This window comes from Caballeronia udeis (assembly GCF_044909315.1).
GTDB classification, from domain to species: domain Bacteria; phylum Pseudomonadota; class Gammaproteobacteria; order Burkholderiales; family Burkholderiaceae; genus Caballeronia; species Caballeronia udeis_A.
This window is the reverse complement of sequence record NZ_JBIYEB010000031.1, coordinates 110813-122960: the sequence shown is the minus strand read 5'-3', so window position 1 is coordinate 122960 and position 12148 is coordinate 110813. Positions and strand designations below refer to the sequence as shown.

At 60.6% G+C, this 12148-nt stretch carries 11 protein-coding genes; 7 read left to right on the top strand and 4 right to left on the bottom strand.

Annotated features, from left to right (window positions below; all coding sequences use genetic code 11):
• Positions 1 to 372: 372 nt before the first annotated feature.
• Positions 373 to 1356: an aldo/keto reductase gene (locus ABH944_RS35755; RefSeq protein ID WP_404612152.1), complete on the bottom strand. Its 984-nt coding sequence runs from the start codon at positions 1354 to 1356 to the stop codon at positions 373 to 375.
• Between the two features lie 169 nt (positions 1357 to 1525).
• Between ABH944_RS35755 and ABH944_RS35750 the strand changes: the two genes are divergently transcribed.
• Entirely contained in the window at positions 1526 to 2497 is a 972-nt protein-coding gene (locus tag ABH944_RS35750) for a LysR family transcriptional regulator (RefSeq protein WP_404612154.1), read from the top strand.
• A 313-nt stretch (positions 2498 to 2810) separates the two neighbouring features.
• Here the strand turns inward: ABH944_RS35750 and ABH944_RS35745 are convergent, their stop codons facing one another.
• From ABH944_RS35745 to ABH944_RS35735, 3 genes are all read right to left on the bottom strand, one after another.
• Positions 2811 to 4235, bottom strand: coding sequence for an HdeD family acid-resistance protein (locus ABH944_RS35745; RefSeq protein ID WP_404612156.1), 1425 nt, complete (start codon positions 4233 to 4235; stop codon positions 2811 to 2813).
• 457 nt (positions 4236 to 4692) lie between these two features.
• On the bottom strand, positions 4693 to 5199 hold the full coding sequence (locus ABH944_RS35740) for a VOC family protein (RefSeq protein ID WP_404612158.1): 507 nt from the start codon (positions 5197 to 5199) through the stop codon (positions 4693 to 4695).
• Positions 5200 to 5269: 70 nt separating this feature from the next.
• Positions 5270 to 5773: a MarR family winged helix-turn-helix transcriptional regulator gene (locus ABH944_RS35735; RefSeq protein WP_404612160.1), complete on the bottom strand. Its 504-nt coding sequence runs from the start codon at positions 5771 to 5773 to the stop codon at positions 5270 to 5272.
• A gap of 63 nt (positions 5774 to 5836) precedes the next feature.
• Between ABH944_RS35735 and ABH944_RS35730 the strand changes: the two genes are divergently transcribed.
• The 6 genes from ABH944_RS35730 (at position 5837) to yjfF (ending at position 12001) form a co-directional block, all read left to right on the top strand.
• Positions 5837 to 6130 (top strand): DUF1330 domain-containing protein, encoded by a 294-nt coding sequence (locus ABH944_RS35730; protein ID WP_404612162.1) that lies wholly within the window; start codon positions 5837 to 5839, stop codon positions 6128 to 6130.
• Between the two features lie 409 nt (positions 6131 to 6539).
• A complete protein-coding gene (locus ABH944_RS35725; RefSeq protein ID WP_404612164.1) occupies positions 6540 to 7013 on the top strand; it encodes a VOC family protein in 474 nt (157 codons plus the stop codon).
• Between the two features lie 272 nt (positions 7014 to 7285).
• A complete protein-coding gene (locus ABH944_RS35720) occupies positions 7286 to 8254 on the top strand; it encodes an ABC transporter substrate-binding protein (protein WP_404612166.1) in 969 nt (322 codons plus the stop codon).
• A gap of 107 nt (positions 8255 to 8361) precedes the next feature.
• The gene (locus tag ABH944_RS35715; protein WP_404612168.1) at positions 8362 to 9876 is read left to right on the top strand and encodes a sugar ABC transporter ATP-binding protein; all 1515 of its coding nucleotides are present in this window, start codon (positions 8362 to 8364) and stop codon (positions 9874 to 9876) included.
• Positions 9873 to 10910 (top strand): ABC transporter permease, encoded by a 1038-nt coding sequence (locus ABH944_RS35710; protein WP_404612170.1) that lies wholly within the window; start codon positions 9873 to 9875, stop codon positions 10908 to 10910. The genes ABH944_RS35715 and ABH944_RS35710 overlap by 4 nt, the downstream gene beginning before the upstream one ends.
• The gene (gene yjfF / locus ABH944_RS35705) at positions 10907 to 12001 is read left to right on the top strand and encodes a galactofuranose ABC transporter, permease protein YjfF (RefSeq protein ID WP_404612172.1); all 1095 of its coding nucleotides are present in this window, start codon (positions 10907 to 10909) and stop codon (positions 11999 to 12001) included. Before ABH944_RS35710 ends, yjfF begins: the two co-directional genes overlap by 4 nt.
• Positions 12002 to 12148: the final 147 nt, after the last annotated feature.

Here is a 12148-nt window from a genome sequence, read left to right as displayed (position 1 = left end):
GTTGTGATGGCTGCGAAGGCAGTCAAACGCGCCGCTGGGGGGCGGCGTCACGCGTCGCATTGTAATGCCATCGGGTTTCCACACAGCCTGGGTCGATGTCAGCCGATCGCCATCCGTCGCTGTTCGGCCAGGAACAGTCCTTCGTTCTGCCAGTTCGAATGTCGGCTTTGAGTGCTTTCGCGAACATTCGGCCCGCGAAAGCCGCTCAGGTCTTGCATCTTCCTGGTAATCATCCCGATTGCATGTTAGAGGCCAGGCTTTCGTTCGCTCATCCACTTCACGATCGCCCGGATCGCGATGCGAGAAGCAGCTGCTGGTGCCCGTCTCCAGCGTTGCGACGACCATCATGTCATCATCAGACAGCTCGTCGAATCAGGCGGTAGGCTTCAGGGCGGCCGGGTAACGATCGCCGTGAATCTCGACGTTCGCGAGCGCCTGGTCGATGTGCTGAAGCTCGGTCTCGGTCAATTCCACTTCAGCCGACCCAAGGTTCTCCCCCAGGCGATGCAACTTCGTCGTGCCGGGAATCGGTACGATCCAGGGCTTCTGGGCGAGCAGCCATGCGAGTGCAACCTGAGCTAGCGTCGCACCTTTGCTCCTGGCTATGGCCCCGAGCGCGTCAACAAGTGGCTGATTTGCCTGAAGTGCCTCGGGCGTGAAGCGCGGTACCTTGCTTCGAAAGTCGTCGCTGCCAAAGACCGCGTTTTGGGCGATTGCGCCCGTGAGAAAACCCTTGCCGAGGGGGCTGAACGGCACGAAGCCGATGCCGAGTTCCTCCAGCGTAGGCAGGATCCTTTCCTCGGGCTCGCGCCACCACATTGAATACTCACTCTGAAGCGCCGCCAGGGGCTGCACAGCATGCGCGCGCCGGATGGTCTGCTCTCCAGCCTCTGACAGGCCGAAGTGCTTTACCTTGCCTGCCTGGATGAGTTCCTTCACCGTACCGGCGACGTCCTCGATAGGCACCTCTGGGTCCACGCGATGCTGGTAAAGCAGGTCGATCACGTCGGTTTTGAGACGCTTGAGCATCCCTTCGACCGCCAACCGGATATGGTCCGGCCGGCTGCTCAAAACTTGCTGTTTTCCGTCATCGCCGAAGGTGAAGCCGAATTTGGTCGCGATGACTACGTGATCGCGGACGGGCGCCAATGCCTCGCCAACGACCTCTTCGTTGAGATACGGCCCATAGACCTCGGCGGTATCGAAAAAGGTCACGCCCCGATCGAAGGCGGCCCGGATTAACTCCACAGCCTTTGATCGATTGGTGGCCGGACCGAAACCGAAGCTCAACCCCATGCACCCCAGGCCAAGCGCTGAAACCTCAAGTCCAGAACGGCCGAGTTGCCGCTTATCCATGATGCGCTCCTTGCAGTTGACGACGTGGGCGAGTGGCCCGATGTCCGCAACTTTAGGAGTCTCGGTTTCAAGTGACTAGTAGAATAAATCTTGTATCAGTACCAACTTCAGCTTGATACTGGGCGCTCTGTCAGACCGTTCTATTCGCGCTCCATCAGAAAAATTGACCATGCCTGTCAATGACTTTAAGGCCATCGCGATGTTCGCCAAAGCCGTGGAACTCGGCAGCATCCGGCAGGCTGCACTGGCTCAAGGCGTCACACCCCAGGCAGCCAGTCAGACCATCGCACAACTGGAACTGCATCTAGGAGTTCGTCTGTTGCATCGGACGACGCGTAGCCTCGCTCTGACCGAGGAGGGCCAACGATTTCTGGAAAATACCCAGCCCGCTCTGGCGGCATTGGACAGGGCCGTGGCCTTGGCACGGGAGTCCAAGGATGAAATCGCGGGCCCGCTGCGCATCGTTGGACCGAAATCGTCGTTCGCCGCGCTCCTCATGCCTCTGCTCGACGAGTTCTGCCGCGAGCACCCCGGTATCCAGCCGGACGTCCAGCTCGATGACGGTATCGGCAATTGGGTACTGGATCGCGTCGATGTCGGTTTCAGGATTGGGGCGTCGGCCGGTGAGGGCGTGATCGGTCGGCAGCTTTTCCCGATCCAGATGATCGTATGCGCTGCGCCCGACTATCTCAAGGCGCACGGAACGCCATCGACAGTCGATGATCTGGCGGCGCACCGCTGCAGCGTATTCCGGCATCCTGACACCGGCAAGGTAGCGCCCTGGTACTTGACCGTGGATGGCAAGCTCGAACATCGGCAGGTGTCCCCTGCGTTCGCGACGGACGATTCAGAGCTGGAAGTGCAAGCAGTGCTCGCGGGGCAAGTCATGGGGCAGCTCTCGAGTCTCTCGGCTGCGTGCCATATCCGCGCGGGACGACTGGTTCCCGTTCTCTTGCCGCATATGAGCGCGTACTTTAGTTTGCACGTTTACTACGGAAGCCGAACTGCTCAACCCAAGAGAGTCCGAGCGTTCCTGGATCTCGCCATTGCCCGCCTGCACGATTGCGGCGACTACGTGCTCGCTGACAAAGAGCTAGCGCAGTTCAATTCGCGATTGAGGCGAGCCATCCGGGCGCGGTAGCGCGCCCAGCACGCGGTTCGGTTCGGATCGTTCGCCTACCGGCTGATCGACCGAATTCGGCTGCGAAGCGGTCATCCGCCGGCGTCGAGCGAAGATCAGGAAGGGGTCGGACAGCGACGCAGCGCGGCCGCTTGCCGACCGACGGAAATCGCCCACGTCTCCGACCGCGTCTCAACTTATCCTGATATTTTTTACTTTCTGTTCGATCGTAAATACCTGCGTACTAGCGGTTTTGTTCCTGTTTCTATTTCTACGTTCGGCCGCCGCACCACAACCGCAGCGCCCAGAACAACACCCCCGTGCGCGCCACCGTTCAAGCTTCCGTCCGCGTGGCGTCTTGCACTGAGGTCTCCCTGAGAGCCGACGCGCTAGCCTGTTCGGCCTCCTCGGCCTGCCAGCGACGACGCGAGCGATACATCGTCCTGAGCGCGAGCCGCGCCATCTTGACCCAGCCTAGTGGCCTAGGATCGGCGAGCATGCTGAGCGCGCGGGCGTAATCGAGGGTCAGCCCGGGCGTCCAAGCCATTGTTGCCGCGCGTTTGCGCACCTGAGCGGCGACCCACAATTCGGGCGTCGACATCACCCGCAGCAGCGGTTTCCAGCCGCCGGACTTTGCCCACACCCGTGCCGACGCACCTTCAATGGCCGCTTCGAGCGCGCGCGTTACGGTGCTCGAACAATTGCGATACGTCAGGTTATAGGTCGTGTCCTGTCGATACACATCCCAAAACCGTTGCAAGCGTTCCGGATCGTAGTTGCGGATACGCACCTTGACGGTCGACTCGCACCACGCATTAGCCTCGGTCCGATAGTCCGGCTGGAAGACGCCCGGAATGTCATTTTCCCGCGTCGCACGCAGCATGCGCGCGAACTCGTCGGGCGATCGATCGATTTCCGTACCCGGATACAGGCTGATATATATGCCCTCAGGCGACTCCAGCGCCGCGTGGCCAGTGGATATCGCGCCGTTCCGGTCAACGGCCGCTATATAGCGGTTCATGATCACACGTGGCTGCGCCTCGGCCTTGGCGGTGGCAGCCGGCGTCCAGACGTGAATGGTGAGCGCGCGCTCGTTGTCCGATGGTGGGCCGTCCCATTCCGTTACGCCTGAAACAGGACTGCGAAGCTCCGTCTCGGGCGCAACAGCAGGTGTCGTCGGCACGAAACCGGTCACCCCGGGGTTGTGCTCCATCCTGCGCACGCGCATGGCGAGCAGGATCATGTTCCAGCCGCCGAACAGCAGGCCGAGCGACACGCAGTATGGAATCGTCCCTGCGTACCGCACGGGATAGGGCAAGTAGAAGATGAACGCCACCACCATCTCGAACACGCCGCCCGCAATGGCAAGACGCCAGCGCCGGAACCGCACGATTCTGGCGGAAATGATCTGCAGCAGGCCGTCGGCGAAGAAAAGCGTGCCGAAGACCATCGCGAGGATAAAGTTGGCGTGCAGCGTGCCGATCAGGATCAATGTGGCGGCCAGCGTGAAGGCCGAACCCTTCACATAGCGCAGCTTGCGCTGGCCGCCCATGCCGGTCCACGCGACGGCCAGCGTCGAGAGGCCTTCCAGAAGCAACAGGAAAGCGAACGGCTTGAGCGGAAAGTAGAGCGAGCCGTCCATCATGTCGATAAACACTTCGACACCCAGCGCGACGCTGAACCATCCGGCCGCCATCAGCGCCTTCCATCTCGCACGCAGATAGTCGACGCCGAGAAGGATCATGACCAGTCGAACCATGAAGGACCTCCGGGGCTGCGGCACCGAGCGGCGCGGATTGTCTCAATATAGCAGCGCGGTTCCAGGTGCGGCGCGGAACGATGGCATGCTTTAAGAAGGCAAGTTTGAGTGACCGGGTATTTAGTGGCCTATATACACGCTGTGGTCACTCGCGGTGTGGAGCGCCGAACTCCGGCGGTGACCTTCCCCAAGTCGTAAAGGGGACGTCCGAAAGTAGGTGCTCGACCGCCGTTTAATCTTTATCAAGCGAATGACCGGGTCAGGTCGAATTGAGCCGGCAGTGTCGGGTAGAGGTCGGCCATCTCCGGTCGTCCGGTTGATTGAAAGCACGGCCACTGCAATGGCTCATTTGCTTCCAACATCGGCCCGTCGTCTTTGCTGATTCTTGTGCGCTACAGTTGCAATGGTCACCTCACGATTTGTCCGAGACTGCACGTCGGGCCGCCACGCTATCCATTTACCTGGCCAGATTGAACGCAAAGCAGATCAGGTTGCCGTCGAGATCGCTGACGATCAGGCTACGCATGGCCCAAGGTTCGTCGCGCGGTGCTTGCCAAATATGAGCGCCAGCTGCTTGCAGTGAATCGTGCAGGGCGTTGACGTCGGAGACCTCGACGAATGCGCTTAGCAGCTCCTCGCCGGCGGTGTGATCGATTACAGGCCTGGTCACATGGCGGATTGCCAGAATCGCCTCATCACGCGCCACGTGAGCGTAGAAAGGGGTTTCGCCGTAGACGAACAATGGGTGGAAGCCGAGCGGCCCGGTGTAGTAGGCGAGTGCCGCCTGGAAGTCTTTGACGAAGATGTTCGGAATTGCCTGTTTCAACATTGCTATCTCCTTGCGCTTTCCAGCGTCGAGACCGGCGGAGGTCCGCTCCCGGATCATGGCGCGTTCGAACCAGGCCAAGGCCCCGGCCATCTGCATCATCGTACGCCCGGCTGCGGTGGTGGTGTCGATGTTCATAAGGGGCAAGCGACCCCTATATGCTCGAAAGTGGTCATCGCATTGGCCTGTCAAGTTTCGGGCAGTTAGTTCAGCTCGGCGTATCTTCGTTCTGGGTCGCGGGTTGCCGATCGCCGTCGGTACATGAGGATTCTGCGGCCTTGGCCAGCTCCGCCATTGCCTGCCTTGCCGAACAAAGTTTTTCATCGCCCATGCGACGGGCGAGTTCCGCCTTGGCCCCATTCCACACCGGGAACGCATCGACCACGAGTCGACGCCCGGATGTCGTCAGCGCTAGCTGCTTTCCAGCGCGGCCACGTCCGCCTTTAGCGCGAACCAACTCCCGGCTCTCCAGATTCTGAACATTTCGGCTGAGGGTAGTCGGATCGACCCCGGCCCTATCCGCAAGATCGACGACCGTCGCCCCCTCAGCCGCACCGATCCCAACCAAGAGGCTGAATTGCTCAGCCGTCAGCCCGAGCGGCTTGAAGCAGGCGTTGTAATAACGCGTGAGTGCACGCGCCGTTGCACGAGCCTGGAAGCCCGGACACTCCGCTTCGACGCCCTTCAAAGATTCTGGATCAAAACCGTTCACGCCACCCTCCTTGACAGCCCCATCCTCGCATAATAATGTATATGCATTATTAAGGGGAACACAATGCCGGCATATGTACATGTCAATCTACGCGTCATCGACTCCGCCAAGCAGGCCGCGCTCGCTCCGCGCTTTCAGGCAGCGCTGAAAGAGGCGGGCGGGAAGATTCTGCATTTCGGTCCTGTCGCGCAGATTCTGGAGGGGGATGAGGCGCCGCTGCCGATGGCCGGCGTGTTTGAGTTTCCAACTCTCGCCCAAGCGCTAGCCTTCTACAATTCCGAGAGGTATGCGCCGATCAAGGCCGAACGTCGGGAAGCCCAGCAAGCGCGGATGTTCATAGTCGAAATGGACTCGTGAGTGAAAATGGCGTGCGCGATAACGCCGGTCAATGCAGATGACCTTATTGATTATCCCTTCAGGCATGCCTCCAGTCTCAGTTACGGTTCGGCCTGTTTCACCCCAGGACATTGGGGCGTGGTGTTCATTGCGACGCTTGCTCTGGCAACGCGTGAGCGGCAACGACCACCTTCTCGAAGCAGCAGGCGCCGCATCAAATACCACGGACGACGCCGGGGTTTTCGGCGCATGAGCGACCGCCTGGGAGCGAACCGAGGGACCGAAATGGGTCCCGTACAGCGGTTCGCCCCCGGCAGAAAGTGAATTTTTATTCGCGGCGTGTCAATTTTGGTGGCCTCCCTTCGTCGTCTCAATGGGGGCATGCGGATTGCCTCCGCATTTAGCCACCACTACTCACAGGAGATTCGCCATGACGATTCAAAAGATCACGCCTTTTCTTTGGTACTCCACGGACGCTGAGGAAGCAGCTGCTTTCTATGCGGGCATCTTTCCAGACTCGCGTGTCGTTCGGGTCACCCCGGTGCCGAGCGCCGGTTCCACGAAGATCGTCGAGTTTGAGCTCTTTGGGCAGCCCTTCATCGCCATGATCTCCGGGCAGCCTGAGCCGTTCAATCACTCAATATCCCTCATGGTCAGTTGTGACACTCAGGAAGAACTCGACCGTTATTGGAACGCCCTTCTCGCGGACGGCGGATCGCCCCAGGCATGCGGCTGGCTGAAAGACCGCTTCGGCGTCTCATGGCAGATCGTTCCAGCCGATCTCATCCCGATGATGGTTGACTCCGATCGGGTAAAGGCCAATCGCGTTGCCAATGCCATGATGAAAATGGTGAAGTTCGACGCCGCCGCGCTGAAAGCCGCCTATTTGGGGACGGCGGATTAAGCCACCCACCTGTTACACCTGAGCTCAGAAGCTACGAATCCAAAGTCTCAGCAAGCTTGGTCAATTCCGGAGGGCGGCACGCGTCCGCCTCCTCCTTCGCGATACCAATTCTGGTATTGCAAACACCGAATAACTGATTGGACCGCCATGAACCCCGGCGCTACGCTTCATTCCGGTACGTCCTGAAGCAGTCGACCGCGCGAAAACGCGTAGGCACGCATAAGTGCGGCGCAGCAGTACCGAACACAAACACAATTAAATCGGAGACAACCATGAGACATGCTCGACGCGCAGCCATTGGTGCGCTGCTGGGTTCTGCGCTGCTGCTGGGCGCAAACCTGACCGCCCACGCCGATGACAACAAGATCACCCTGGGTTTCTCACAGGTCGGCGCGGAAAGCGCCTGGCGTACCGCCAATACCGTGTCTGTCAAAGCCGCGGCCAAAGACGCCGGCATCAACCTGAAATTCTCCGACGCCCAGCAAAAACAGGAAAACCAGATCAAGGCGATCCGCTCGTATATTGCGCAGAAAGTCGATGTGATCGCGTTCTCCCCCGTCGTTGAATCCGGCTGGGAACCGGTACTGATCGAAGCGAAAAACGCCAAGATCCCGGTGATTCTCACTGACCGCAATATCGACGTCAAAGATACCTCGCTGTACGTGACCATGATCGGTTCGGACTTCCTCGAAGAAGGCCGCCGCGGGGGCAAATGGCTAGAAGACCACTATAAGAACGACGCCGGTCCCATCAACATAGCCGAGTTGCAGGGCACGGTCGGCTCAGCGCCCGCCAACGACCGTCGCGCCGGATTGCTTGAAGTGATCAAGAACGATCCGAAGTTCAAGGTCATCGCGTCGCAAAGCGGCGACTTCACGCTCGCCGGCGGCAAGCAGGTCATGGAAGCCTTCATCAAGACCTACGGCAAGCAGATCAACGTGGTCTATGCCCATAACGACGACATGGCGCTTGGGGCAATCCAGGCAATGGAAGAGGCCGGCATCAAGCCCGGCAAGGATGTGACCGTGGTCTCGTTCGACGCCACCAAGGGCGGCTTCGAAGCCATGGTCGCGGGCAAGATCAACGTCGACGTGGAATGCAGTCCGTTGCTTGGGCCCCAACTCATGACGGCCGTCAAGGACGTGAAGGCGGGCAAGACCTTGCCCAAGCGCATCGTGACCGAGGAAACCATCTTCCCGATGAGCGTTGCAGCGCAAGTCCTGCCGCAGCGCAAGTATTGAGCCGCGGCAGCCACGGAGAAAACACCCGGCAAACGCGAGTCCGGCTGTAACAGCGGACTCGCGGCGCACTTGCAATCCCCCCTTTCCTCCCTTTACGGCCTTCGTTCATGACCGGCTCGCCCATTCTTGAAACCATCGGTATCTCCAAGTCGTTCCCGGGCGTCAAGGCGTTGCAGAACGTGGACTTCAGCTTGTTTCCCGGCGAGATCCATACGCTGATGGGTCAGAACGGTGCCGGAAAATCGACGCTCATCAACGTACTCACCGGCGTCCATGCACACGATGCAGGCGAGATACGCCTCGGCGGCGAAGCCGTCAATTTCGCGACCCCGCTCCACGCGGAAGCGGCTGGAATCAGGACGCTTTATCAGGAAGTGAACCTGTGCCCGAATCTGTCCGTCGCTGAAAACGTGTTCGCCGGCCGGCAACCGAAACGGCGTGGCGCGATCGACTGGAAGACCATTCATGCCCGGGCCGAAGAGGCCTTGGCCGAGCTGAACGTCTTCCTGGACGTGACCAAATCACTCGATACCTATCCGATCGCCGTGCAGCAGATGGTGGCCATCGCGCGTGCGGTTTCGGTGGATGCGCGTGTGCTGATCCTCGATGAACCCACCTCGAGCCTTGACGACGGCGAAGTCGCGAGGCTCTTCGACGTTCTCCGCAAGCTCAAGCAATCGGGTATGGCGATCCTGTTCGTCACGCACTTTCTCGAACAGACCTACGCCATATCGGACCGCATCACGGTCATGCGTAATGGTGAACGTGAAGGCGAATATCTCGCCCGCGATTTACCCGTGGAACTCCTCGTTTCAAAGATGGTGGGCCATGAACGCATGACCGAGCGCCTGAAGCACGCGGCGGATGAACCGCCTGCGCCCAAGACCGCCGTGCCGCCATTCTTCGCCATGCGCGGGATTGGCCGGCGCGGTGTGATGAATCCTGTCGATATCGACGTTCAGCCCGGCCAGATCCTCGGGCTGGCCGGGCTGCTGGGTTCCGGCCGCACCGAAACGGCCCGGCTCCTGTTCGGCGCGGAGCGTGCGGATGCAGGTTCAATGTCTATCGATGGAAAACCGGCGAAGCTTCGTTCTCCTCGCGATGCGGTGCGCCGCGGCATCGGCTATTGCCCGGAGGACCGGAAGAAGGAAGGCATTGTCGCGGATCTTTCCATACGAGAAAACATCATTCTCGCGCTGCAGGTGCAACGCGGCTGGTGGCGCGTTATCGGCCGGGCGAAACAACGCCAGATAGCGGACGACTACATCGAGCGGCTGGGCATCAAGGCGCCCGATGCCGAACAGCCCATCGGGCTTCTGTCGGGCGGGAACCAGCAGAAGGTCCTGCTGGCGCGCTGGCTGGCGACAGAACCGAAGATGCTGATCCTCGATGAACCCACGCGCGGCATCGACGTCGCGGCCAAATTCGAAATCATGGATCGCGTGCTCGCGCTCTGTGCGAAAGGGCTCGGCATTGTCTTCATCTCGTCGGAGGTGAGCGAGGTGGTGCGCGTGAGCCATCGGATCGCGGTGTTGCGCGACCGGCGCAAAGTGGCGGAGGTCGAGGGACACGCGGCGTCGGAAGATCAGGTGTACAGACTCATTGCAGGGGGTAGCCGATGAACCGCATCAAAGCCGCGTTGCAACACCCCCTCATATGGCCGCTCATCACGCTCGTGCTGCTGTTCGTGCTCGACCTGAGCCAGAACGCCCACTTCCTCTCAATCACCGTGCTGGACGGTCACTGGTTCGGCGCGCCTATCGATATCCTCAACCGTGCCGCGCCGCTCGTGCTCGTCTCGCTCGGCATGACGCTGGTGATCGCAACACGCGGCATTGATATCTCTGTCGGCGCGGTCGTTGCAATTGCCGGTGCGGCAGCCGCCAGCATCCTGGCCGACGACCCTTCGCGAGTGATTGAAGCCCTGGCCGCAGCACTCGCAGTAGGTGTGCTCGCCGGCATGTGGAATGGCGTGCTGGTGGCGTTCGTCGGCATGCAGCCGATCATCGCCACGCTGATCCTGATGGTGGCCGGACGCGGCGTCGCGCAACTGCTCACGGGAGGCCAGATCATCCCCATCGGCGCACCGGGTTATCTCGTGGTGGGCGGCGGTTATCTGGCCCGCATGCCATGTTCCGTGTGGGTCGCGGCCGGTGCGATTGCGGCGACAGCGCTGCTCATGAATCGCACCGCGCTCGGCATGTTCATCCGTGCAATCGGTATCAATCCGGTGGCCACGAAACTGGTCGGCTTGCGTTCCAGCGCAATCGTGTTCGGCGTCTATACCTTCTCCGGACTGACGGCGGCCATAGCGGGCATTCTGATCAGCTCCAATGTGCGCAGTGCCGACGGCAACAACGCCGGGTTGTTGCTCGAACTCGATGCGATCCTCGCGGTCACGCTCGGCGGCACGTCGCTGCTCGGTGGAAGATTCAGTCTCGCCGGCACCGTGCTCGGCGCATTGATCATCCAGACGCTGACCTACACCACGTACTCCATCGGCGTACCGCCTGAAGCCACGCTCGTCGTGAAGGCAGCGGTGGTGCTGGTGGTCAGCGTGATCCAGTCGGCCACCGCCCGCACGGTCATCATGCGGCAACTGAAACGTGCCTTCCCCTTCACCCCGAAGAAGCCCCTTGCCGAGGCTGCAAAATGAGGAACCTTCTCGACCGCCTGGTCGATCCGCGCACCCTGCCGATCGTCGTCACAGTCGTGTTATTCATTGCGCTGTTCGGGTTCGGCTCCGTGATGTACACCGGCTTTTTCTCGCTCCAGGTGCTGCTCGGCCTGCTCGTGGACAACGCTTTCCTGCTGATCGTCGCGATCGGCATGACGTTTGTGATCGTATCGGGCGGCATCGACCTGTCGGTGGGATCGGTCGTCGCCTTGACGACCATTCTCTGCGCGGTCTTCGCTGAACATCTGCATTGGCCGATATGGGTCATCGTGCCGCTCGTGCTCGCGCTGGGCGCGTTGTACGGCGCAGCAATGGGCGCGCTGATCCACTTCTTCAAACTCCAGCCGTTCATTGTCACGCTGGCGGGCATGTTCCTCGCGCGCGGCGCGTGCTTCCTGATCACCACGCAGTCGATCACCATCAACGACCCCGCCTTCCACGCGCTGTCGGGCTTTCACATCGATATTCGCGGCGCTTCGCTCACGGCCGGCGGCCTGATCGCCATCGCAACGCTTCTGCTCGCCATCTTCGTCGCGCACTTCACGCGCTTCGGGCGCAACGTCTATGCGGTCGGCGGCAACGAACGCTCCGCGCTGCTGATGGGGCTGCCCGTGGCGCGCACCAAGGTCGGCGTGTATGCACTGAGCGGCTTCTGTTCGGCGCTCGGCGGCGTGGTGTTCACGCTGTACGTGCTCTCGGGGTACGGCTTGCAAGGCCAGGGCATGGAACTCGATGCGATCGCCGCCACGGTCATCGGCGGAACCTTGCTCACAGGTGGCGTCGGTTATGTGATCGGATCGGTCTTCGGCGTTGGCATTCTGGGGACCATCCAGACCCTCATCACGTTCGACGGCACGCTGAGTTCATGGTGGACCCGCATCGTCATAGGGGCCCTACTGTGCGCGTTCTGCTTGCTGCAACGCGTGATCGAACGGCATGCGGCACGCCGCAAGTCGGACGGGACGGCATCGGGTGAACGAGCAAGCTCAAAGCTGAAGCGACGGGATGCGGCACGGCAACACGATGGCGCGAACAAAGCCGATCCTGTTGCACTCGGGTCTCGGAGCTGACTCGATCCGGTGAGATCAGTTGGACATGTAAGACAGCGCGACTGCTCTGCATGTTCTATAAAACGGATAAGCCGGTGTGCTTGATGCAATCGCTAAAAAGGTCCTGAACGCCTGCCGCGTTCGTGCAAATGAAGTGTTGAAATGGTA

What these genes read in the sequence shown, in the direction of transcription:
- ABH944_RS35755 (WP_404612152.1), bottom strand. Translation starts at nt 1,356, where the DNA reads ATGGATAAGCGGCAACTCGGCCGTTCTGGACTTGAGGTTTCAGCGCTT.
- ABH944_RS35750 (WP_404612154.1), top strand. Translation starts at nt 1,526, where the DNA reads ATGCCTGTCAATGACTTTAAGGCCATCGCGATGTTCGCCAAAGCCGTG.
- ABH944_RS35745 (WP_404612156.1), bottom strand. Translation starts at nt 4,235, where the DNA reads ATGGTTCGACTGGTCATGATCCTTCTCGGCGTCGACTATCTGCGTGCG.
- ABH944_RS35740 (WP_404612158.1), bottom strand. Translation starts at nt 5,199, where the DNA reads ATGAACATCGACACCACCACCGCAGCCGGGCGTACGATGATGCAGATG.
- ABH944_RS35730 (WP_404612162.1), top strand. Translation starts at nt 5,837, where the DNA reads ATGCCGGCATATGTACATGTCAATCTACGCGTCATCGACTCCGCCAAG.
- ABH944_RS35725 (WP_404612164.1), top strand. Translation starts at nt 6,540, where the DNA reads ATGACGATTCAAAAGATCACGCCTTTTCTTTGGTACTCCACGGACGCT.
- ABH944_RS35720 (WP_404612166.1), top strand. Translation starts at nt 7,286, where the DNA reads ATGAGACATGCTCGACGCGCAGCCATTGGTGCGCTGCTGGGTTCTGCG.
- ABH944_RS35715 (WP_404612168.1), top strand. Translation starts at nt 8,362, where the DNA reads ATGACCGGCTCGCCCATTCTTGAAACCATCGGTATCTCCAAGTCGTTC.
- ABH944_RS35710 (WP_404612170.1), top strand. Translation starts at nt 9,873, where the DNA reads ATGAACCGCATCAAAGCCGCGTTGCAACACCCCCTCATATGGCCGCTC.
- yjfF (WP_404612172.1), top strand. Translation starts at nt 10,907, where the DNA reads ATGAGGAACCTTCTCGACCGCCTGGTCGATCCGCGCACCCTGCCGATC.